Below are 20,922 nucleotides of genomic sequence, written 5' to 3' on the forward strand. Positions count from 1 at the left end.
AACATGATTTCTCCGCAGGATTTTCAAAAGCTAAAATATGATACTCTTAAGTATTTCTGGGGTTATACCGACTTCAGAGATTCTCAGGAAGAAATTATCAATGCTGTCATCAATGAAAAAGACACCTTGGTTCTACTACCTACCGGAGCAGGAAAGTCTTTATGCTATCAACTTCCAGCCTTATTGAAAGAAGGAACCTGTCTTGTTATATCTCCTTTGCTGGCACTGATGAAAGATCAGGTTAATCAGCTTAAATCACGTGGGATAGAAGCAGAATATCTGTCCTCCGAGCTGGATGAATATGATGCAGAAGCAGTGTATGACCGTTGTAAAGAAGGACTTACTAAACTACTCTATGTTTCTCCTGAAAGACTTACCAATAGTCAGTTTATTCAAAACATGGAGGAAATTCAATTATCCTTCATTGCTGTGGATGAAGCTCACTGTATTTCAGAATGGGGTCAGGATTTCAGACCCAGCTACCAGAATATAAAAGGATTCAGAAGTAATAATCCTGAAATTCCTTGCCTTGCTTTAACTGCAACAGCAACTCCAAAAGTGCTTGAAGAAATCAAAAATAAGCTGGAACTGAAAAATCCTTTTGTTTTTCAAAAGAGTTTCAAAAGAGAAAATATTAAAATTTTCACCGATGAAGTTTCTGATAAATTTCAACGTGTTTTTGATATTTTAAAATATAGCAATGACTCTGGGATTGTATATGTAAGAACAAGAAAAGAAGCTGAACTGCTGGCAGAATTCCTGAAAAAGAATCAACTGAAAAACGTAGATTATTTCCATGCAGGCTTAACAACCAAAGAAAAAAATGCAAGACAGCATCTTTGGAACAATAGCGACAACCATGTTCTTATTTCTACCAATGCCTTTGGAATGGGTATTGACAAAGACAATGTTCGTTTTGTGATTCACTATTCCCCTGCTGCCTCTCTGGAAAACTATTATCAGGAGATCGGAAGGGCCGGAAGAGATGGAAAAGACAGTTTTGCCTTCATGCTTTGGAACAAACAGGAACTATTGAATTTTGATCAGGTTCTAAAAAATCAGACACCCAATAAAGCTGAATTTTTGAAGATCATTAGCTACCTCTACTCTATTTTTCAGGTAGCAGAATTTGAACTTCCGGAAAAAACTTTTCAACTGAATAGTCTGAGTATACAGAATTTCACAAAACTGTCGAAAGCAAAAATCAACAATGTACTCAATTTTCTGCACAACCAGGAAATTGTCTACTACAACGATTATAAAAGTCTGTCTTCACTTGAACTTTTTATCAAAGCTGATGAGATGGACCAGCTGCCCCAAAAAGATGCCCATTTTATAGAGCTTCTTTTCCGTAATATATCAGGCATTACCACCCACAAAGTAATGTTCAGTGAACAACAGGTAAGCAACAAAATCAATATCAGTGTTCCTTTGATCAAAGAACGGTTGAAAGAACTTCAGCAAAAGAATTATCTTGAATATATCGATGGGGCACTAGCCAGTATTAAATTCCTGAAACCACGTGATGAAAGAGCTGTGAATAGCGCTTACTGGAAATTATTTGAACATATTCAGAGAAACAAAATTCAGAAATGGGAAGAGATGAAATTTTACGTAGAAAATAATGACTACTGTAAAATGAAACTTATCCTTGCCTATTTTGGTGAAAAAAATTCAAAAAACTGTGGCCAGTGTTCTGTCTGTGAAAAAAATAAGCAGTCTATCTTTGGTAAGAACATTTCTCAGCAAATCATCAATTTATTGGCAAAAAAATCGGCTACCATTGAAGAACTGTCTATCCAGCTCAGCTATCATTCTAAAGAAAATATCCTTGAAAATCTGATCTTCCTTTTGGATTCAGGAAAGGTAAGAATGTTGAACTTCAGAACATATGCGCTTAATCATGAGTAATCAATGATAAGCAATGAATAATGATAGATACGGTGGAATAAAATGTATGTGTTTTGATAAAATACTTTAATGATTTTATCTCTACAACACTGCCACTCTCCCACGCTAATACCTTCCGACTCTCAGCTCAAAAACTTATCTTTGCAGTATGAAATCATTGAAAGTCGTTTTTTTAGGGACTCCTGAGTTTGCAAAAACTTCTTTGGAGGCAATCCATCAATCTCACCATCAGGTGGTAGGTGTTGTAACTGTGGCCGATAAGGCAAGCGGGCGTGGACAGAAAATTCACCAGTCACCTGTAAAAATCTATGCAGAAGAAAACAATATTCCTGTTTTCCAGCCGGAAAAATTGAGAAACCCTGAGTTTCTGGAAGAACTTAGAAAACTGGATGCTGATGTTTTTGTAGTGGTAGCATTCAGAATGATGCCTAAAGTACTTTTTGAAATGCCTAAAATGGGAACTTTCAATCTTCATGCTTCATTACTTCCTGATTACAGAGGTGCTGCGCCTATCAATTACGCAGTGATCAACGGAGAAGAAAAATCCGGAGCAACTACTTTCTTCATCAATGAAAAAATAGATGTAGGTAATATTCTTCTTCAGCAGGAAATGGAAATTTTACCGGACGAAAATGCAGGAAGTCTTCACGACAGATTGATGGAAATGGGTTCAGATCTTGTTGTTAAAACATTAGATGGCCTTGCTGAAAATGCTATTGAAGAAAAACCTCAGCCACACGTTGAGCATCCTAAAAATGCTTATAAAATTTTCAAGGAAGATACGAGAATCAATTGGGAACAACCTTCAAAAACCGTTCATCAGTTTATTCTGGGAATGTCGCCTTATCCTGCAGCTTTCACCACTTTAAAAATTGACAATGAAGAAAAGGGCTTAAAAATATTCGGGGGTAAATTTGAACTTTCTGATCACGGAAAACCAGCCGGAAGTCTCGATATTTCTAAGAATGAATTTAAAATCTATACCCAGGACGGAATTTACTATCCTTTGGAACTTCAATTGGAAGGTAAAAAAAGAATGATGGTAAAAGATTTTCTGAATGGCTTCCGAAATTTTGACGGAATTACATTAGCTTAAAAATGATATTAATATCACCCTTGGTGCATTTAGGAAAAAAATAGAATCTGCTCATTATTAGATAAATACCTAAATTTAATTGCCTAACAAACGATTAAATATGAACAGCTTCACTGCAAATTATAAAAAAATATTAAAGACCCTGATAAAAATAGAAAGTAAAATGAATTTTTTGAATCAAATTCCTAAGCCCAGATTGTCAGATCTTGAGTTAATCTCCCTAGACTTAACTTCAGAATTTATGGGTATTGATTCCGAACGAGATTTATTCAGAAAGTTACCTTGTCATCTATCATCAAAGATAGATCGTAGTGTTTATAATCGTAGAAAGCGCAACTTGTTTTCACAATTGTTCGATCAATTTATGATTAGAAGAAACTATGCAAATTATTTAATAAGTTCAATAACAGGATATTATATAAGATAATGGTGCTAACTGTTATACAATGGATTAATAAACTAAACAATAGAAATATTAACAACTTAAAAACACGAATTGCTTAAATGCACCACAGGTAAAGAAACTTAAAAAAATACCAAAGACCACCGAGCTTCTGGTAACCATAAAATATTAAAGTTAGTTGGAAAATAAATCCGTTTCAAAGACATATATTTCTAATTTTCTATATTATTCATGTTCTGATTGGTAATTAGAACACTATTTCAGGTAATTTTAGGTCTTAAAAATGGTAATTAGCTGCTCCTTAAATACTGATTACCAAATTAATACAATATGTTTTATTTATTTTTAGTTGCAATAATTTGTATTTTAGAGAATCGAAACTTACAAATATGTTGGGTATTGCATTCTTTTTTTTCAAATATCCAATCTCAGGAAGCCTTTAACAAAATTTCCAAATAAAATTTAGACAGGCTCTAAAAGTTTTTGAAACTGATTGATTTTTTACAAACAATTTAGGTGAACTATATTATTTTGTGAATTAGAACTTTTATAAGATCACAAAAAAAATCTGCTATTTCTATCTTTATAGCAGCAAACACGATTCACGAAACTTTATTAATTTCGTCTTCCAAAAGTAGAAAGAAAGTCTATTGATTCAAAGTATATTTTCTCAAATATGAATGTTAGTATAAAAATTCCTAAAATAGGCTAATACTATAGATAAAAAATCCCCGGAAAATTTCCAGGGAATCTAATTTTAAGAAATGATTATGCAAATCCTAATGAACTCTTTAAAAGCTGTCCATTTGCCAATAAGATTTTGTTTTTTGGGTTTATCACCATTCCAATATGAAAATAAGTACTATGGAAATTAATAGTAATATTTGGTTATGTTAATGTTATCCGTTTCTCAAATCACAAATTATAGCAAGAGGAGATTTAATATTTCCATCATCAAAAGAACCTACAGACATTTTAAATCTAACTGAACTTGATCCATTAACTCCATCTGAATCAATTGCATCTGAAGTAATAATATTATTTGGTGTATTATTAATACCAGTTGCAATTGTTGTGATAGTATTACTATTTGATCTATAAGTTATATGATTTGCCGCACCCCATTCAAAATTCATATCATCTGAAGAACTACCATTGTTAAAGTCTAATTGCTGAACAATCTTTTCTCCATTATGATCTTTATAATAATAATATCCGTTTTCCGGATTATAATGAAGGATAAAAGTTGCACCAGGTGCAATAGTTTGAGTAAAATCGTGTCCATCTTTTAATCTAACCCTTATATTATTAAAATTTATGTTGGTATAATTTTTAATAATAAAAACTTTTGGATAGAGAAGTTGCACTTTTCTAATATCATTATTCGAAATTGTGTTTGGTGGAGCAATTGTATTACATGATTTATCTTTAAACAGGTCCAAGTTTTTTGTAGTTAAATATTGAAAAATTGAGCTACTTGGATTACTTAATTTCGAGCCATACATCATGATTGAATTTTTATCAAAAGGAATATCAACAACAGCATTCGGATAGATTGTGTTATTTAAATAAGCAATTGTATTCATTTGGTGAACCTGGGAAACTATTGCATCAATAGTACTCGGGCTAACCCCTCCTTCACCTGCTAAAATTTCAAGAGTTGCATCATCAAATGACAAACTAGAATATCTGTCTGTACGCTGGTGCTCATGAATCATTCCAATTAAATGTCCAATTTCATGAAAATAAGAAGCACTTACTCTACAATAATCTGAAAAATTCATATTACTTCCTCTTACTTTACTACCCAAACTTGAATTACAAGTATTTCCTGAAACCCAGTTTATTGTAACATAATTTGTATCATTATTATTTTTAGGTCTAAAATGAATTGCTTTGGTTAAAGCTTCCCAAGTATCCATTGCTCCAGTAACAATGCTTTTTTTTCCTTCAGGAAAATTTGAACTAAATTGATAAGGGATAATCCCACCAGGCCACAACGTAACAAACTCATTAACAGCCTTATCATGAACACTTGTAGAAGAACAAGTAGGGGTGGGAGCCTCTTCGTGACATGATAAGATTAGAAGACCTGCTAAAATTAAATAAATTTGCAAAAATTTTTTTTTCATACATTAATTGTTTATGTTTTTTATGAATTCCAAAAGTAGAGAGAAAGTCTATTAATTCAAAATACTTTTTCTCATATACGAATATCATTCTAAAAGTTTTTAAAGCAAATTGATACTATACTAAAAAAGTATGTGCCTTATAGTTTTTTGTATTGTTTTAAACAAAATTATTATGATTCAATTTGTGGATCTGTATTATTCAGAATCAAAACCACAAAATAAAATCCTCCAGCACAAAACTATACGAAAGGAATACCAAAAATGGATATAGTAATTACCCGTGGTGCATTCATAAAAAATACAACCAACTTATTACTAGATAGTTACCTGAATTTAATTGCCTAACAAACGATTAAAAATGAACAGCTTCACTGCAAATTATGAAAAAATATTAAAGACCCTGATAAAAATAGAAAGTAAAATGAATTTTTTGACTCAAATTCCTAAGCCCAAATTGTCAGATCTTGAGTTAATCTCCCTAGACTTAACTTCAGAATTTATGGGTATTGATTCCGAACGAGACTTATTCAGAAAGTTACCTTATCATTTATCATCAAAGATAGATCGTAGTGTTTATAATCATAGAAAGCGCAACTTGTTTACTTATCGGGATTCATTATGACAAAAAATAGCAGCAAACCTATCAGTTGGTGATTATTACATTGCAGATAGTATGCCATTGGAAATATGCAAATTAAGCAGATATTCCCGAAGTAGAGTTGGTAGGGAAAACTACTTTACCAGCCCAGATAAAGGGTTTTGGCCTCACAAAATAGCACTTATTATAGCTATAATTTGCATGCTGTATACATTGTTGAAGGGATTTTTACTGATTTTGATTTAACATAGGCTCCTGTACATGATATTCATTATCTAAAGGATATAAAACAATTGTATCAAAATTGTACGATATTAGGTGATAAAGGTTATTTGAGCATTGACTATCAAAGAGATTTATTTACTTACAATCAGATTAATATTGAAGTGCCTATGCGAAAAAATCAGCATAGATATAAGCTACAGCCTTATATTTTTAGAAAATCGAGAAAGCACATTGAAACCCTATTTTCACAATTGTGTGATCAATTATATGATTTAGAAGAAACTATGCAAAATTATTTAATAGATTCAAGAACAAGATATTGCCAAGATAATAGCGCTGACTATTATACAATGGATTAATAGACTAAACAATAGAAATATTAACAACTTAAATGCACCACGGGTTAATATCATATTAAATATAAAATTACTTCTTTAAAATATTTGATTCTATAGTTTAAACCATCAGGAAAGATTTAAGAAATAAAGTGCAGCTAAGATGAATCATTCTGATTTTTAAGCTTAAAGTGAAGCTTATCTTAATACACCCTTAATGTTTCAGAATATAAAAAATAAAAAAAGGTTTAGAAAAATCCTAAACCTTATAAATTTGTATTACAAACAGTCATTTATTGTGAAAACAATTCACTATTGACCATTCATTAACTATAGTTGTACCATCTCAGTCACCTCTACATCATATCCTCCAACCTGAGGTTTGATATTAGGGTTTTGAGTGATTACTTTAAACTTGTTGATTCCTAAATTCTTTAAGATCTGCGTTCCAATTCCATAGTCTCTGTAATTGTATGCTAATGTAGGATGCTGCTCCTGCCCGTCCTGATAGTTCAGGAACTGCTGAAGCTTTCTTAATGTATTTTCAGAATTAGAAACGTTGTTGATAAAAATAATAGCTCCTTTTCCAGCTTCATTAACCATACCTGTTACTTTTTCCAACAATGGTTTTTCACCGTTGTTCAGTCTGGTTAATACATCAAAATAAGAATCTGAAGACTGTACTCTTACCAAAACAGGCTCATCTACTGTCCAAGCTCCTTTTGTCAATGCAAAGTGGATTTGATCATTGGAAGTCTCTCTGAAAGCATAAAAATCAAAATCACCGTAGTGCGTTTTCACTTTTTTCTCTTCAAGTCTTTCTACCAGATTTCCTTTTTTAAGCTGATAGTGGATCAGATCTTCGATAGAAACGATCTTCATATCATGTTTTTGAGCAAAAGCGTGAAGTTCAGGAAGACGAGACATTGTTCCGTCTTCATTCATGATCTCACAGATTACTCCTCCTTCTTTCAATCCTGCTAAATGCGTAAGATCAATCGCAGCTTCAGTATGTCCGGCTCTTTTTAATACTCCACCTTTTCTTGCACGAAGCGGGAAAATGTGACCAGGTCTCATAAAGTCTGTAGGCTTGGATTTTTCATCCATCAGTGCTAAAATAGTTTTTGCTCTGTCCCCTGCAGAAATTCCGGTAGATGTTCCGTTACCCAAAAGGTCAACCGATACGGTGAAAGCAGTTTCTTTAGGATCGCTGCTTCTGCTTACCATTACTTCAAGGCCTAGCTCATCACATCTTTTTTCAGGAAGCGGCATACAGATCAGTCCTCTTCCGTGAAGCGCCATAAAATTGATAATTTCCGGTGTTGTCAGTTCTGCTGCACATAGAAAATCACCTTCATTCTCTCTGTCTTCATCATCTACTACTATGATTATTTTACCATTTTTAAGGTCTTCAATAGCCTCTGGAATAGTATTTAATTTAATATCGGACATGTTTACTTTTTATTTGTGCAAAGATACTCATAAAAATAAGCATCTGCCAATTAATTATGTATGGTTTATTACGCTTTGGATAAAGAGTCTGCCGCCTCTCTGAAAATCTCGTAAGATCTCAATCTTTTCTGATGATCGTAGATATGTGAATTAATCATCAGTTCATCTACCTGGAATCTTTCCTGAAAATCTTTAAGCTTTTCCTGAACTTCAGCCTGATCTCCGATAAACGTATATCTCAGTTTCTGCAAAACCATAGATTTTTCCATTGGCGACCAGATTTCATCCATGTCATCCACGGGTGGAGCAAAAGGTTTTCTGTCGTTTCTTACAATATTGATAAATGCCTGGAATAAAGTCGTCGAGATTTTATGGGCTTCTTCGGATGTTTCAGCCGCTACCCCATTTACACAAGCAATGATATAAGGTTTGTCTGCATATTTTGAAGGCTCGAAATGTTCTCTATATATTTTAAAAGCCATTTCCATCTGCTCAGGAGCAAAATGTCCTGCAAATGCGTATGGCAAACCTAGTTCTGCAGCCAGCCATGCACTATCTGTACTTGATCCCAGAATATAAAGCGGAATATCCAACCCTTCTCCCGGAATAGCACGAACCATCGCATCTGAATTTTCTTTTGAGAAATATCTTTGAAGCTCAAGGATCTGTCTTGGAAACTGTTCGTTGATGATCGCAGGATTTCTTCCTAAAGCCTGAGCTGTTAGCCCATCTGTTCCCGGAGCTCTCCCTAATCCAAGGTCTATTCTTCCTGGAAATAAAGACTCCAAAGTTCCAAATTGTTCTGCAATGATCAGAGAACTGTGGTTGGGAAGCATAATTCCTCCTGAACCTACTCTGATTGTTTTCGTTCCATTGGCGATGAAACCTATTAAAACAGAAGTTGCAGAGCTTGCAATACTTTCCATATTGTGGTGTTCTGCCAGCCAGAATCTTTTATAATTTAAATTTTCAGCGTGATTGGCTAATGATAAGCTGTCCTGAAAAGTATCATGAATGCTTTTGCCTTGCTTTACCGGTGCAAGATCTAAAACAGAAATTTCAAAATTTTTCATATTGAGATCGTTAATTTTTCCAAAGGTGATAAGGAATCTCCTCTGTCAATTTCATAATTCTAAATTGGTTCTTAAAACCATACAAATTTAAAACTTAAAAACTGCATTAGTTACTTTTTGTAATTAATAAAAACAATGGATCAGTTCAGGGAAAAACTATTGGAATAAAATTTTTGTTTATTTGATTTTGCCTATGTAATTTTTAAAGTAAATAATAATGTTAAAAACTTTATTTTAACAAAAATAATTCAATAAAAAGAGACATATTCATTATATTCGTATACCAAATTTTTAAAAACTTTAATATGAACAAAAAAACAAACAGCCTGTTTTATAAGCAGATGCTGACAGGAAAAGCTGTCTTTATGAGTTTTCTTATTGCTGCTACATTTTCGTCTTGCAGTAAAAACAATGAAGAAATTACTTCTGAAGCTCAAACCAATGCATTCAACGCAGAGAATGTAAAAAAAGGACAATTGAACGGCCAGGAAATTACCTATGAAAGAAAAAACGGAATGAATTTTTTCCAGGGAGATATTGTTCTTACCGACAAACAATTATCAGAAGGGAATGAAGTTAATAAAGGCGGCGCCAGCTATTCAAGATGGCCTAATGGTAAAATTTACTATACCATTGCCAGCAATATGGGTTCTATCAACGTCAATAAAATTAATTCTGCAATCAGCGAGTATAATAATAAAACCAATACTCAGTGGATCTACCGCACCAATCAGTCTAATTATGTTGAATTTATTTTCGGAAGCTCATCAGGATCTGATGGATGGGCGCATATCGGGTATCAGGGCGGAAAACAAACTGTTTCTTTGGACCAATACATTTCTGTAGGTTCAGTCATTCATGAAATGGGGCATACTGTGGGACTTTACCATGAACATACACGTAAAGACAGAGATCAATATGTAAAGATTCTGTGGAATAATATTCAAAACGGACAATCTTATAATTTCAATATTTATAATTCCGGAACAGATATAGGACCGTTTAATATTAACTCTGTGATGATGTACTGGCCAACCTCTTATTCTAAAAATGGCTTACCAACGATTACCAGAGCTGATAACAGCAATTTTACTTATAACAGAACCGGATTTACTACCGGAGATATCAATACCATCAATGCGATGTATCCTTAAATTTTTAAGAATCATCAATCCATAAAAAAAGAACTCTTATGAGTTCTTTTCTTTTTTATAATTATAATGATTAATTAAAATCCTGATTTCGTTAAATTCAAAATGATTGGGCAATGCATTCTTCCACTCGGTTAAAGTTTCGTGTGGATTTTTGTAGAACTCATCTTCAAAGGCTTTGATTTTATCTGAAGTAATGACTCTGGCGATATCCAGCAATCCCTGTTCTGCAAATTTGGCAAGATGTCCGATAACAGTTTCTTTCACCAAACCTCTTTCTAAGGCAATTTCTCCGATCGTTTTTCCTTGTTCAAACAGCTGGAAAGTTAAAACTTGTGACGGAACTTTAGCAATTTTCAGATTGATTTCTTTGTCATTCTTTTCATCTAAAAGTTTAGTTTCAAGAAGATGTATCTCTCTCAGACTGTTCAGATATTCTTCAATGTCTTCCAACCAGCTTTTAAATTCTTCGTTATATTGTTTTAGACCTTTCGCACCTTTTATTTCGGCATAAAATTCTTTTAAAGGATCGAAAATTTTATTTCTGGTTTCTGTAAAAAAGAAATTAACAGCACCTTTTGATTTACTCTCAATTTCGGACCACTCTTCTTTCTTTTCAATAAAATTATTGACTTTCTGAAAAATGATACGTTCCAATTTCTCAAATATCTTTCCAAGATTTACCGCTTCATGTTTCAACTGAAGATAAAGCTGTTTGGTTTTAACGTGATCAATATTCTTGGTAACGATGGAAAGGTTATTCCACTCTTCCACTTCTTTCAAAAACCATGTACAGTCTAATGTACGTAATACTTTTCTGATACTGTAATCATATTTTTCCTGATTCAGAATCGCCTCCACATGGTCATTGGCAATCGTATCCGTGTGGAAATGTAAAATCCTGTTATCCTTGAAAATAACTTCGGGAGTAATTTTTGATTTTAAAACTATTCCTTCCAAAGTTCTGCAACGGGATAAAGCTACATAGACCTGACCGGCAGTGAAACTCTTTCCGGCATCAATAATCACTTTATCAAACGTTAATCCCTGACTTTTATGAATCGTAACCGCCCATGCTAATTTGATTGGAAACTGCTCGAAACTTCCCAACACTTCTTCCTGGATATTTTTATCTGTATCAAGGAAATATTTTTTCTGTTCCCAGGTTTCTCTTTTGACAACAATTTCATTTTCACTTTCGTCCAGTACAACACGGATTTCATTTTCATCCAATCCGATGATCTCGCCTAGTTTTCCGTTAAAATATTTCTTCTCACCGGAAATATCATTTCGGATAAACATGATCTGAGCTCCAATTTTCAGTTCTAAAAACTGTTCGTTCGGAAATTGGTTTTCTTTGAAATCGCCTACCAATTTAGCTTCATACACCTGAGGATCAACTTTTATTTCTGTCAGTTTTTCCTGATTGATCTCATCTGCCATTTTGTTGTGGGAACACAGATATACATAAGATTCTTTTCCCATATCAAAGTCAGGATCATACCTTTCATTGAGATGATTGAAATCTATATTATCCACATCACCATCACGGATAGCGTTCAGAATTTCCAGAAACTCTTCGTCAGACTGTCTGTACACTTTTGTCAGTTCAATGGTAACAATAGGAATTTCTTTAATGGCATGACTGTCAAAAAAGAAAGGTGAGTTGTAATACATTTTCAGGATATGCTCATCCCTCACTACCGGAGGAAGCTGAAACAAATCCCCGATAAAAAGCATTTGTACACCTCCAAATCTCTGATTATTCCTTCTGATGAATCTCAAAGAAAAATCCATCATATCCAGAACATCAGCCCTCAACATTGAAACCTCATCAATGATAATAATTTCAACTTCTCTCAGAAGTTTCAGTTTGTCTTTACGGTATTTGAAATGGGGCATCAGATCGGCAATATTATTAGCCAAACTGGTATCTATCCTTTCTGTAGTAGGAAGAAAGGTTCTTAAGGGCAGTCCAAACATGGAATGGATGGTTACTCCTCCTGCATTAATGGCAGCAATTCCCGTGGGAGCTACTACAATATGCTTTTTCTTTGTACGCCTTACAAAGTCATTAAGAAATGTCGTCTTTCCTGTTCCGGCTTTCCCGGTTAAAAAAACGCTTCTGTTCGTATATTCTATTAAGTCAAAAAAATGATTATTCATCTTCGTCAAAAATACGGAAATGAATTTGAATTTCTTACCTTGGCATAAGTTTTGAAAATTCTTAAAAAGAAAAAAGTTTATTGTGAAAAAATTATTCTTTCATATCCCGGCAATAGTATTGTGTACTACATTAACTTTAGTTTCGTGTAATACATCAAAGAGTGCCAATACCAATCTTCCCATTGATATAGCTGACAGACCTGCTGACGAAGACAGTCAGAAATATGAACAGGCACAGCTGGATAGATTAAAAGCTTCTATTGAATCTGAAGTATCAGGAGAAAAATGTACGGATGCCAGCCAATGGGCATTTGCTCCTATGGGATCAAAAGCCTGTGGCGGACCTCAGCAATACATTGCCTATCCTAAGAAAATAGAAGCGACTTTCTTACCAAGGGTGAATGAGTATACGGATAAAGTGAAAGCTTTTAATGAAAAGTATAATATTACATCTGACTGTATGATGATCGAGCCACCTACATCACTCAAATGTATCAATGGTAAGATCAGGCTTATTACACCGGATAATAATTAACAATAAAGCAAAGGTTCTATATCAAATCGAAAAAGCTCTGTTTCAGAACAGAGCTTTTATATTTATTTTAAATAGATCAATGGTGAATTTTGCTTCGCAAGTGAATGGTGAATTTTTGACACCAAAAAAATTGACAAGCGTAGCGGATTGACGATTCACCTTTCACTATTTCATAGTCAATAAGTGAATTTTGCTTCGCAAATGAATGGTGAATTCTGATCGCAAAATAATTGACAAGCGCAGCGAATTGACTATTCACTATTCACTATTCACTATTCACTTAATATCCTAAAATTGATGATCCTTCACATTCTCTTTATACCATGATGAATATTTCACATAGTTATCCGCAATTCTGTTCACTTCTCCTTCCAGTAACTGGGCATTGATATCTTTGATTTTTCTTGCAGGAACTCCTCCCCAAACTTCTCCGGATTTAATGTGAGTTCCCTGAGTCACTACAGAACCTGCTCCTACAATGGAGTTTTCTTCTACCAGACAATCATCCATCACAATAGCTCCCATCCCAATCAGTACATTATCTTTAATGGTACATCCATGAACAATGGCATTATGTCCTATAGAAACATTGTTCCCGATATTCAAAGGATATTTCTGATACGTACAGTGCAACATTGCATTATCCTGAACATTCACTTTGTCACCCATTTTGATATAGTGAACATCACCTCTGATCACTGCATTATACCAGACACTGCAGTCTTTTCCCATTGTAACATCGCCAATAATAGTTGCAGTTTCTGCTAAAAAAGTATTCTCTCCGATCTGTGGTGCTTTTCCTAAAAGCTGTTTTATTAGTGCCATAATATTAATTTGAAAATGTGAAAATGTGCCCAATTGAAAATTAAAATACACTATCTTTTCTGATATCTAACTTCTAAATTACAGTGATAGCAAAAATCTAACTCTCAATTTTCAGCTTCTAACTTCTAATGCGTATTTTTGTATCTCAAATTTAACGAAAAAATGCGTACCGTACTTATAGAACCAACTGAAAACCCAAAAGTGATGAAATTTGTAGCAGATTACAACCTCATCCCAGGGTCTTTAGAACTGGACAGAAATTCAGATATTTCGGAAATTCCTTTAGCACAGGAACTTTTCAATTATCCTTTTGTGGAAAGAGTTTTCATTACCGCTAATTTTGTAGCAGTAGCAAAGCAGGATACCATAGAATGGGAACATGTTGCTGAAAGTCTGAAAAATGTAATTGAGGATGAATTACTGGCCAACCCGAGAATTTATCTTCAGAAGAAAAAAGAAATGTATCAGATTTATGCTGAAATGACTCCGAATCCAAATGTAATGAAGTTTGTATCAAGCAAATTACTGATGGATGGTTTTGTGGAAGTAAAATCGAAAGAAGCTGCTGAGGAAGTTCCTTTGGCGCTGGCTATTTTTAAAGAGTTTGATTTTGCAACGGAAGTTTTCATTTCGGACAACTTTGTAGCGGTTACAAGAAATAATTCTGTAGAATGGCACCAGGTAATGATGACTGTTCGTGCGCTTATTGCCGAATATCTTCAGAACGGAGGTGAAATTTCAAAAATAGAACCTCAGAAACATGAAAATCCAGTTGAAAAAATTATCAACAGAGATTATACAGAGGATGAGCAGAAAATTTCTGACATTTTAAATGAATATGTAGCTCCTGCTGTGGAAAATGATGGTGGAAAAATTTCTCTGATGGAATATGATCAGGAAAGTAAAACAGCTAAAATGCTTCTACAGGGCGCATGCTCCGGATGTCCAAGTTCTACTGCTACTTTGAAAAACGGAATTGAAAATATTTTAAAACAATTCGTTCCGGACTTAGTAGAAAGAGTGGAAGCCGTAAACGGATAAAACAGTTAAAATGCCTCCCGGAAAGAAAATTGTAATCATTATAGGAAGTGCTTCTGAAAACTCCAGCAATCAGAAACTGATGGAGCAGGTATTGGAAAGGATAGACAATAAAAATTTCCAAATATATACTGATCTTTCTGTTCTTCCGCATTTTGATACGGCATTAACGGATAATCATACTCCGGAAGAAGTTCTGAAAATCAGAGAGGATATTAAAAACTCAGCAGGTGTCATTTTTTCCACACCGGAATATATTTTCAGTATCCCGGGAAGATTAAAAAATTTATTGGAATGGTGTGTTTCCACAACAATATTTTCTGAGAAACCTGTTGCTGTAATTACCGCTTCTGCCAGTGGAGAAAGAGGTCACGAAGAGTTATTATTAATTTTAAAAACTCTTGGAGCGGTAGCAGATGATAAACATCAGACATTAATAAAAGGGATAAAAGGCAAATTTGACGGCAATGGCTTACTGGAAAGTAATACCTTTGCCAAAGTATTAAAATTAGTAACAGATTTTAAAAGCTCTGTTTCATAATTAAAATTTAGAATATTGAATAAGAAAGGAATTTTACTAGTCAACCTCGGATCACCGAGATCAACTTCTGTAAACGACGTAAAGGAATATCTTGATGAGTTTCTGATGGACGAAAGAGTGATTGATTACCGTTGGATCTTTCGTGCACTTCTTGTACAGGGAATCATTCTGAAAACAAGACCTGCAAAATCTGCTGAAGCCTATAAAACGGTTTGGACGGATGAAGGTTCTCCGCTGATTGTGATTACTGAACAAATTCAGAAAAAACTTCAGAAAGTGGTAGATGTTCCTGTGGAAATCGGAATGAGATATGCACAACCAAGCATTGAAGCTGGTATCCGGAAACTGGTTGATCAGGGAGTCACTGAAATTGTTCTTTTTCCACTATATCCTCAATATGCAATGAGTACCACGGAAACCGTGATTGAAAAAGCAGAAGAAGTGAGAAAAAAGAATTTTCCAACTATAAAGATCAATTACATTCAGCCTTTCTACAACAGAGATATTTATATCAACTGCCTTGCAGAAAGTATAAAAGAGAAGCTTCCTGAAAATTTTGATGCCCTGCAGTTTTCTTATCATGGAGTTCCGGAAAGACATATTTATAAAACAGATCCTACGAAGACCTGTAACCTTAATGACTGTTGTTCCAGAGAGGATAATCCAAGTCATCAGTTCTGCTATCGTCATCAATGTTATAAAACGACACAGCTTGTCATTGATAAATTGAATTTACCTAAAGAGAAAACGATTGTTTCTTTCCAGTCAAGATTAGGAAAAGACAAGTGGATTGAGCCATATACAGACGAAACCCTGGAGACCATTGGCAAAAAGGGAATAAAAAACCTGGCTGTTGTATGTCCGGCATTCGTTTCCGACTGTCTTGAGACTCTGGAAGAGATTTCTGTAGAAGGGAAAGAGCAGTTTATGCATGGTGGAGGTGAAAACTTCCATTACATTCCATGTCTGAATGATGAAGACCGATGGATTGAAGTTGTAAAAACGCTTTGTGAAGAAAAACTGAATGATTTTTATTTGGTATAACCTTCTTTACTTAAAATATACAAAAGGCCGCAAGATTTAACTTGCGGCCTTTTCGTTGAATATATTAAAAAGTTTGGTGCTATTTTTTAATAAGGTTTCCTGCTTTCTCTCCGTTTACCAGTACAATATATACTCCTGGAAGAATATTGGAAGGCAATTGGATGTTCAGCTTATTCACCCCATCAGTTATTTCTACTTTCTCAGAAATTTCTTTCTTACCTGTAAGACTTACCAATTCTACAATTCCTTTTCCTGATTTTCCTTCAAAGCTGATGGTAAATCTGTCTGTTGCAGGGTTTGGACTTATAGTGTACAGCGCTGTATCTGTGGCTGCTACTTTTCCTGCCGGAGAAGTTCCACCACCTACGCCTACAGCATTCCATGCATTTTTAACCTGAGTTACCTCGTTGCTGGTTGCTCCGTATAAATCGGTAGCAGCCTGAATAGAATAAGTTCTTGCATTAGCGTATGTAGAAGAAGAAGTAAGATAAGTCGTTAATGTTCTGTAAGCAATTGCTCCGGCTTTGTCCAGTCCGATTGCTGAAACATTGTATGCAAAGCCTTTGTCATTCGTACCGGAACCTCCTGTAACTAACAGATAATACCAGAAGTTAAGGACACCTGAATTGGTATGAACTCCACAATAATCATTAGATTGGCTAGGTGTAACGCAACCTGAAGTTGTAGTTGTTTTCCAGTAGGTTCCCATATAGGTATCTGGCTGGCTGTACGCATTTGGATTCGCCATATTTCTGATCACGTAGTTGAAATCTTCTCCCAGTGTCCAGCTTGCCTGAGTAGGTCTTGCCCAACGCTCAATGGTATTTCCGAAGATATCTGAGAAACCTTCATTCAATGCTCCGGATTCTCTCTGATAAGCAAGATTCGCTGTTTTAGAAGTCAATCCGTGTGTAATTTCATGACCGCATACATCTATTGCTGTTAAAGGCTTTCCTCCGTTCGTTGTAGAGCTTCCATCCCCATAAGTCATTCTGGAACCATCCCAAAATGCATTGAAGTAGTTGGTAGAATAATGAACATAAGATTTAATAGCAAAATTATTGTTATCAATACTCTTACGTCCGTATTTTGTATAGAAATAATCCACTGTCATTTCTGCTCCCCAATGCGCATCGGTAGCATATTGGTCTTTATTGGTATTGACATTGTTCCAGTTATTGTCAGTATCTGTGAAGTCTACAGCAGAAGCATAACTTGTTCCTTTTTTCAGGTTGTAAGTTTCTACAGAAGTTCCCCCATTTCTTCCTGTTTCTCTTAAACGGTAGCTTCCGTTATAAGAATCTGTAGTGATGTTACGGGTTCCGCTATATCCTGTCACTGCTGTTCCAGGGCTATTCACTTCATGAATAATAGCATCTACTCCCAGTACTTTTCCATTTTTAGCATCTACAAAAACATATTGTCTGCTTAATGGTTTTTCAGCATAGATATCGAATTTATAAGCTAATCTTAAATCAATCAGTCTGTCGTCATCAGGATCTGAATAGTAAACTAATTCACCTTTAGGAGCATAGCTTGCATTAGGATCGCCTGTTTCTTTTTTAAGAAAATCTTCCTCTTCTTTATTTTTCCATTTATAGGAATCCGCACCTACGAATGACAAAGCACTCTGTAATGCTGCATTCTCAGCAAGACCGGCATTTTTTTCAAGCCCTTTCGGAACTTTAACAACCCATTTTCCGGATTGTCCTACAATTTTACCGTCTTTTGTCTGTACCGCCATCATTCCGTATTCTACAGGAATATCATTAACGGTCTGTTGAAATCTTTGAGTTTCAAAACCTAATGCATCTTTTTCCAGCCCCAGTTTACGAGCTTGTCCCGGAGAAAGTCTCTGAGAAGCTTCGTCAAATAAAACAGGAGTTCCCTGATATGCAGGTGCATTTTTTTCAAATCTCATAAATTCAGCATGTAGTCCGCTTTTACCCGGAACTAATTTCGATGGAGTGTTTTGTCCAAACACAAAGGAGCAGGCGGCAACACTTGCCACTAAGATAAATTTCGTTTTCATATTAATATTGGTTGATTGTGGTGACGAATTTATAAACTTTTCACAATAAAACAACAAAAACAATGAATAAAATTCAATTGATATTATAAATCAATAAATAAAACACAATGATGATTTTAAAAAAAAGAAAATTATTTAAATATAATTTTTCAACAATATAAATTTTATGTTAAAAAAATTAATTAAAATCAAAATTTTGTGAATTATTTTTTTTCACTATGTAGTGCATTATATTATGAAAAAATTAGTCATAATATAAGATTTGGGAGATTAATTCTTTTCAATATGGACAAAAAAATAGGACTATCTTAAGAGACAGCCCTATTTTTTATGTATATTTTAAATTATAATTACTTACCGTTTGTTGGCAATCGGTGTTCTGAATTCTCCATATCCCATTAAACCATCATAATTTCTTCCGAACGGTGCATAATAAAGAAATGCCTGATAAAGATTTTCTGTCTGCCAGAAATTACCATTCACTTCCCCAAAATTCAAACCGTTTCCATCTTTTGTTACCAAAACATAGTTATAAAAACCTTGTTTCAGGAATATTTTTGCCACATATTGTTTGGTAGAAGCATTATACTGCATCTGATTTTCCTTACTGGGTTTAAAATTATTAAATCCTCCCAGCACATAAATTTCTTTATCCACAGGATCAGAATCCAGATAGAAATGCACCCACGAATAATCCGCTTCTCTTTCTGCATCTCTTTCTCTTCCCAAATCGTTTCTTCTGTAATACCATGCTCCATTGACATCGGGCTGATACTGATAGTTTAAAGGAAATGCCCATACCGGATGAAGATACGTCTGATTGACATCATCTTTTATTTCGGTAGCACGAACCATATCAGCGGCCATATTCATATTTTTATTATCGAAATAATAAAACTCATTATCTCCCGGGAACGTAAGATTCATCTGCTGGAAAAGAACCTGATTTCCTAAAACACTGCTTGGCTTAAGATTAGAAATCACCATATTCGGGTTGTTATTCTGCATCACATTCATTGTGATTGAATTGACATTAGAAGAAATATCACCTCCCTTCGGAGAAACATTCACTTCTACCCTCTGATTAAGATTCGGATTTTTTGCATCCGCAAATCTCGAAATATTTAACCCTACGGATGTTACATCTTCTACCAGATAAAACCTTTTTTTGAAAAGAGGCTGGTCTGCAGAATCTTTATAAACAATCAGTTCATAATTTCCTGAAACTTTCAGCTGAATTTTATCATTCGGAAAAACGAGTTTATAGTGAGTGTAAGCCTGTAATGTATTGAAAGAATACTGAAACTGATCCAGAAGTGCATTCATACTTCCGGTAGCAAATTCTGTAAAAAACAGATTATCTTCATTCCAATTTCTGTCGTAATGTTTGAATGTATACCTATAGATCTGACTACCGTTGGTAAGATCATCAAAGCCCAGAACCAGCTGTTCGCCAATCTTAATTACAGGGGTTTCATCATTGGTCTGAGGGTTGAACAGCTGAACACTTTGGATATTTTGTCCAAAAACCAGTCCGCCCAAAGAAAGTAAGAGTATTCGCAAAGTTTTCATTATGACGAAGATAGCGAAAAATAGCCATTTTCTTAATAATATCGTATTTTTGAATAAAAAATATTCAGATATGCTTCAGATTCAAGGTTTCGTATTCAACTTTGCGAGCGAAAATACTTATATCCTTTATAACGAAAATAAAAATGCCTGGTTAATTGATCCGGGAAATATGAATGCTCAGGAAACTCAGGCTATTGAAAACTTCATTGCTGAAAAAGGACTGAAGATTCAGAAAATTCTGTTGACCCATGCTCATATTGATCATGTATTAGGACTTCAATGGGCTTTTGACAAATTTAACGTACCTGTCAATATGCATCAGGAAGACCAGGAAGTACTGGATATGCTTCAGGCAAGCGGGATGAGATTCGGAATGCAGATCAATCCTGTAAAAGTGGAGGTAGAATATATAAAGGAAGGGGATGAACTTGATCTGGATGGAGAAAAGTTCAAAATATATCATGTTCCGGGACATTCTCCTGGAAGTGTTGTTTATCATAATGACAATCAGAAATTCATGATTTCCGGTGATGTCCTTTTTGAAGGCAGTATTGGAAGAACAGATTTATATAAAGGAAATTATGATCAGCTGATTGAAGGGATTAAATCAAAACTTTTCATTCTGGATAATGATACTCAGGTTTTCTCAGGACATGGAAATCCTACATCAATTGGCTTTGAAAAACAGTATAATCCATTTTTGAAGTAAGCGATTTATTTAAACCTCATGCAGATTCCTTTAAGATGAAATGATTTAAGTTTATTTAAAAATACTTATATAGCTAACCATTAA

15 protein-coding genes and 1 pseudogene are annotated in these 20,922 nt (G+C 34.4%); 9 read left to right on the top strand and 7 right to left on the bottom strand.

Annotated features, from left to right (window positions below; genetic code table 11):
- The first annotated feature begins 3 nt into the window (after positions 1-3).
- On the top strand, positions 4-1,911 hold the full coding sequence (locus tag ACKTTZ_RS03670) for an ATP-dependent DNA helicase RecQ (RefSeq protein ID WP_034694969.1): 1,908 nt from the start codon (positions 4-6) through the stop codon (positions 1,909-1,911).
- Positions 1,912-2,059: 148 nt separating this feature from the next.
- Complete coding sequence (fmt, locus tag ACKTTZ_RS03675; protein WP_407847398.1) at positions 2,060-3,007, top strand: methionyl-tRNA formyltransferase; 948 nt, start codon at positions 2,060-2,062, stop codon at positions 3,005-3,007.
- 1,302 nt (positions 3,008-4,309) lie between these two features.
- Here fmt and ACKTTZ_RS03680 read toward each other — a convergent pair.
- Positions 4,310-5,542 (bottom strand): M12 family metallopeptidase, encoded by a 1,233-nt coding sequence (locus tag ACKTTZ_RS03680; protein WP_407847400.1) that lies wholly within the window; start codon positions 5,540-5,542, stop codon positions 4,310-4,312.
- A 421-nt stretch (positions 5,543-5,963) separates the two neighbouring features.
- Between ACKTTZ_RS03680 and ACKTTZ_RS03685 the strand changes: the two are divergent.
- Positions 5,964-6,803: pseudogene (locus tag ACKTTZ_RS03685) on the top strand (IS982 family transposase).
- A 227-nt stretch (positions 6,804-7,030) separates the two neighbouring features.
- On the opposite strand, the gene ribB reads toward ACKTTZ_RS03685, so the two are convergent.
- Together ribB and ACKTTZ_RS03695 are read right to left on the bottom strand one after the other, a co-directional pair.
- On the bottom strand, positions 7,031-8,152 hold the full coding sequence (gene ribB / locus ACKTTZ_RS03690; RefSeq protein WP_034694964.1) for a 3,4-dihydroxy-2-butanone-4-phosphate synthase: 1,122 nt from the start codon (positions 8,150-8,152) through the stop codon (positions 7,031-7,033).
- A 68-nt stretch (positions 8,153-8,220) separates the two neighbouring features.
- Positions 8,221-9,225: an LLM class flavin-dependent oxidoreductase gene (locus tag ACKTTZ_RS03695; RefSeq protein WP_253317437.1), complete on the bottom strand. Its 1,005-nt coding sequence runs from the start codon at positions 9,223-9,225 to the stop codon at positions 8,221-8,223.
- Positions 9,226-9,530: 305 nt separating this feature from the next.
- Between ACKTTZ_RS03695 and ACKTTZ_RS03700 the strand changes: the two genes are divergently transcribed.
- Positions 9,531-10,379, top strand: a complete 849-nt coding sequence (locus ACKTTZ_RS03700) for a M12 family metallopeptidase (RefSeq protein ID WP_034694959.1) — start codon at positions 9,531-9,533, stop codon at positions 10,377-10,379.
- A gap of 36 nt (positions 10,380-10,415) precedes the next feature.
- Here the strand turns inward: ACKTTZ_RS03700 and ACKTTZ_RS03705 are convergent, their stop codons facing one another.
- Positions 10,416-12,542 carry a helix-turn-helix domain-containing protein gene (locus ACKTTZ_RS03705; protein WP_034694957.1) on the bottom strand — a complete coding sequence of 709 codons (2,127 nt, stop codon included), beginning with the start codon at positions 12,540-12,542 and terminating at the stop codon, positions 10,416-10,418.
- An 82-nt stretch (positions 12,543-12,624) separates the two neighbouring features.
- On the opposite strand from ACKTTZ_RS03705, the gene ACKTTZ_RS03710 reads away from it, so the two are divergent.
- On the top strand, positions 12,625-13,077 hold the full coding sequence (locus tag ACKTTZ_RS03710; protein ID WP_034694956.1) for a hypothetical protein: 453 nt from the start codon (positions 12,625-12,627) through the stop codon (positions 13,075-13,077).
- A 288-nt stretch (positions 13,078-13,365) separates the two neighbouring features.
- On the opposite strand, the gene ACKTTZ_RS03715 is transcribed toward ACKTTZ_RS03710, so the two are convergent.
- A complete protein-coding gene (locus ACKTTZ_RS03715; protein WP_034694954.1) occupies positions 13,366-13,902 on the bottom strand; it encodes a gamma carbonic anhydrase family protein in 537 nt (178 codons plus the stop codon).
- Between the two features lie 162 nt (positions 13,903-14,064).
- Here ACKTTZ_RS03715 and ACKTTZ_RS03720 point away from each other — a divergent pair, with 162 nt between their 5' ends.
- The 3 genes from ACKTTZ_RS03720 to hemH are packed head-to-tail and all read left to right on the top strand — an operon-like array spanning position 14,065 to position 16,525.
- Positions 14,065-14,943, top strand: coding sequence for an iron-sulfur cluster biogenesis protein NfuA (locus tag ACKTTZ_RS03720; protein ID WP_034694953.1), 879 nt, complete (start codon positions 14,065-14,067; stop codon positions 14,941-14,943).
- Positions 14,944-14,953: 10 nt separating this feature from the next.
- Positions 14,954-15,481: an NADPH-dependent FMN reductase gene (locus tag ACKTTZ_RS03725; RefSeq protein ID WP_407847405.1), complete on the top strand. Its 528-nt coding sequence runs from the start codon at positions 14,954-14,956 to the stop codon at positions 15,479-15,481.
- 15 nt (positions 15,482-15,496) lie between these two features.
- A complete protein-coding gene (gene hemH / locus ACKTTZ_RS03730) occupies positions 15,497-16,525 on the top strand; it encodes a ferrochelatase (protein ID WP_407847407.1) in 1,029 nt (342 codons plus the stop codon).
- Between the two features lie 79 nt (positions 16,526-16,604).
- Here hemH and ACKTTZ_RS03735 read toward each other — a convergent pair whose 3' ends face one another.
- Both ACKTTZ_RS03735 and ACKTTZ_RS03740 read right to left on the bottom strand, forming a co-directional pair.
- Positions 16,605-18,557 (bottom strand): M4 family metallopeptidase, encoded by a 1,953-nt coding sequence (locus tag ACKTTZ_RS03735; protein ID WP_407847409.1) that lies wholly within the window; start codon positions 18,555-18,557, stop codon positions 16,605-16,607.
- A gap of 354 nt (positions 18,558-18,911) precedes the next feature.
- On the bottom strand, positions 18,912-20,129 hold the full coding sequence (locus tag ACKTTZ_RS03740) for a DUF5103 domain-containing protein (RefSeq protein ID WP_034694948.1): 1,218 nt from the start codon (positions 20,127-20,129) through the stop codon (positions 18,912-18,914).
- 70 nt (positions 20,130-20,199) lie between these two features.
- Between ACKTTZ_RS03740 and ACKTTZ_RS03745 the strand changes: the two genes are divergently transcribed.
- Positions 20,200-20,838 (top strand): MBL fold metallo-hydrolase, encoded by a 639-nt coding sequence (locus tag ACKTTZ_RS03745; RefSeq protein WP_034695035.1) that lies wholly within the window; start codon positions 20,200-20,202, stop codon positions 20,836-20,838.
- Positions 20,839-20,922 lie beyond the last annotated feature (84 nt).

The organism is Chryseobacterium sp. KCF3-3 (assembly GCF_045865955.1).
Taxonomy (GTDB): Bacteria; Bacteroidota; Bacteroidia; order Flavobacteriales; family Weeksellaceae; genus Chryseobacterium.

Coding starts and splice junctions, on each gene's coding strand:
- ACKTTZ_RS03670 (WP_034694969.1), top strand. CDS start 4: ATGATTTCTCCGCAGGATTTTCAAAAGCTAAAATATGATACTCTTAAG.
- fmt (WP_407847398.1), top strand. CDS start 2,060: ATGAAATCATTGAAAGTCGTTTTTTTAGGGACTCCTGAGTTTGCAAAA.
- ACKTTZ_RS03680 (WP_407847400.1), bottom strand. CDS start 5,542: ATGAAAAAAAAATTTTTGCAAATTTATTTAATTTTAGCAGGTCTTCTA.
- ribB (WP_034694964.1), bottom strand. CDS start 8,152: ATGTCCGATATTAAATTAAATACTATTCCAGAGGCTATTGAAGACCTT.
- ACKTTZ_RS03695 (WP_253317437.1), bottom strand. CDS start 9,225: ATGAAAAATTTTGAAATTTCTGTTTTAGATCTTGCACCGGTAAAGCAA.
- ACKTTZ_RS03700 (WP_034694959.1), top strand. CDS start 9,531: ATGAACAAAAAAACAAACAGCCTGTTTTATAAGCAGATGCTGACAGGA.
- ACKTTZ_RS03705 (WP_034694957.1), bottom strand. CDS start 12,542: ATGAATAATCATTTTTTTGACTTAATAGAATATACGAACAGAAGCGTT.
- ACKTTZ_RS03715 (WP_034694954.1), bottom strand. CDS start 13,902: ATGGCACTAATAAAACAGCTTTTAGGAAAAGCACCACAGATCGGAGAG.
- ACKTTZ_RS03720 (WP_034694953.1), top strand. CDS start 14,065: ATGCGTACCGTACTTATAGAACCAACTGAAAACCCAAAAGTGATGAAA.
- ACKTTZ_RS03725 (WP_407847405.1), top strand. CDS start 14,954: ATGCCTCCCGGAAAGAAAATTGTAATCATTATAGGAAGTGCTTCTGAA.
- ACKTTZ_RS03735 (WP_407847409.1), bottom strand. CDS start 18,557: ATGAAAACGAAATTTATCTTAGTGGCAAGTGTTGCCGCCTGCTCCTTT.
- ACKTTZ_RS03740 (WP_034694948.1), bottom strand. CDS start 20,129: ATGAAAACTTTGCGAATACTCTTACTTTCTTTGGGCGGACTGGTTTTT.
- ACKTTZ_RS03745 (WP_034695035.1), top strand. CDS start 20,200: ATGCTTCAGATTCAAGGTTTCGTATTCAACTTTGCGAGCGAAAATACT.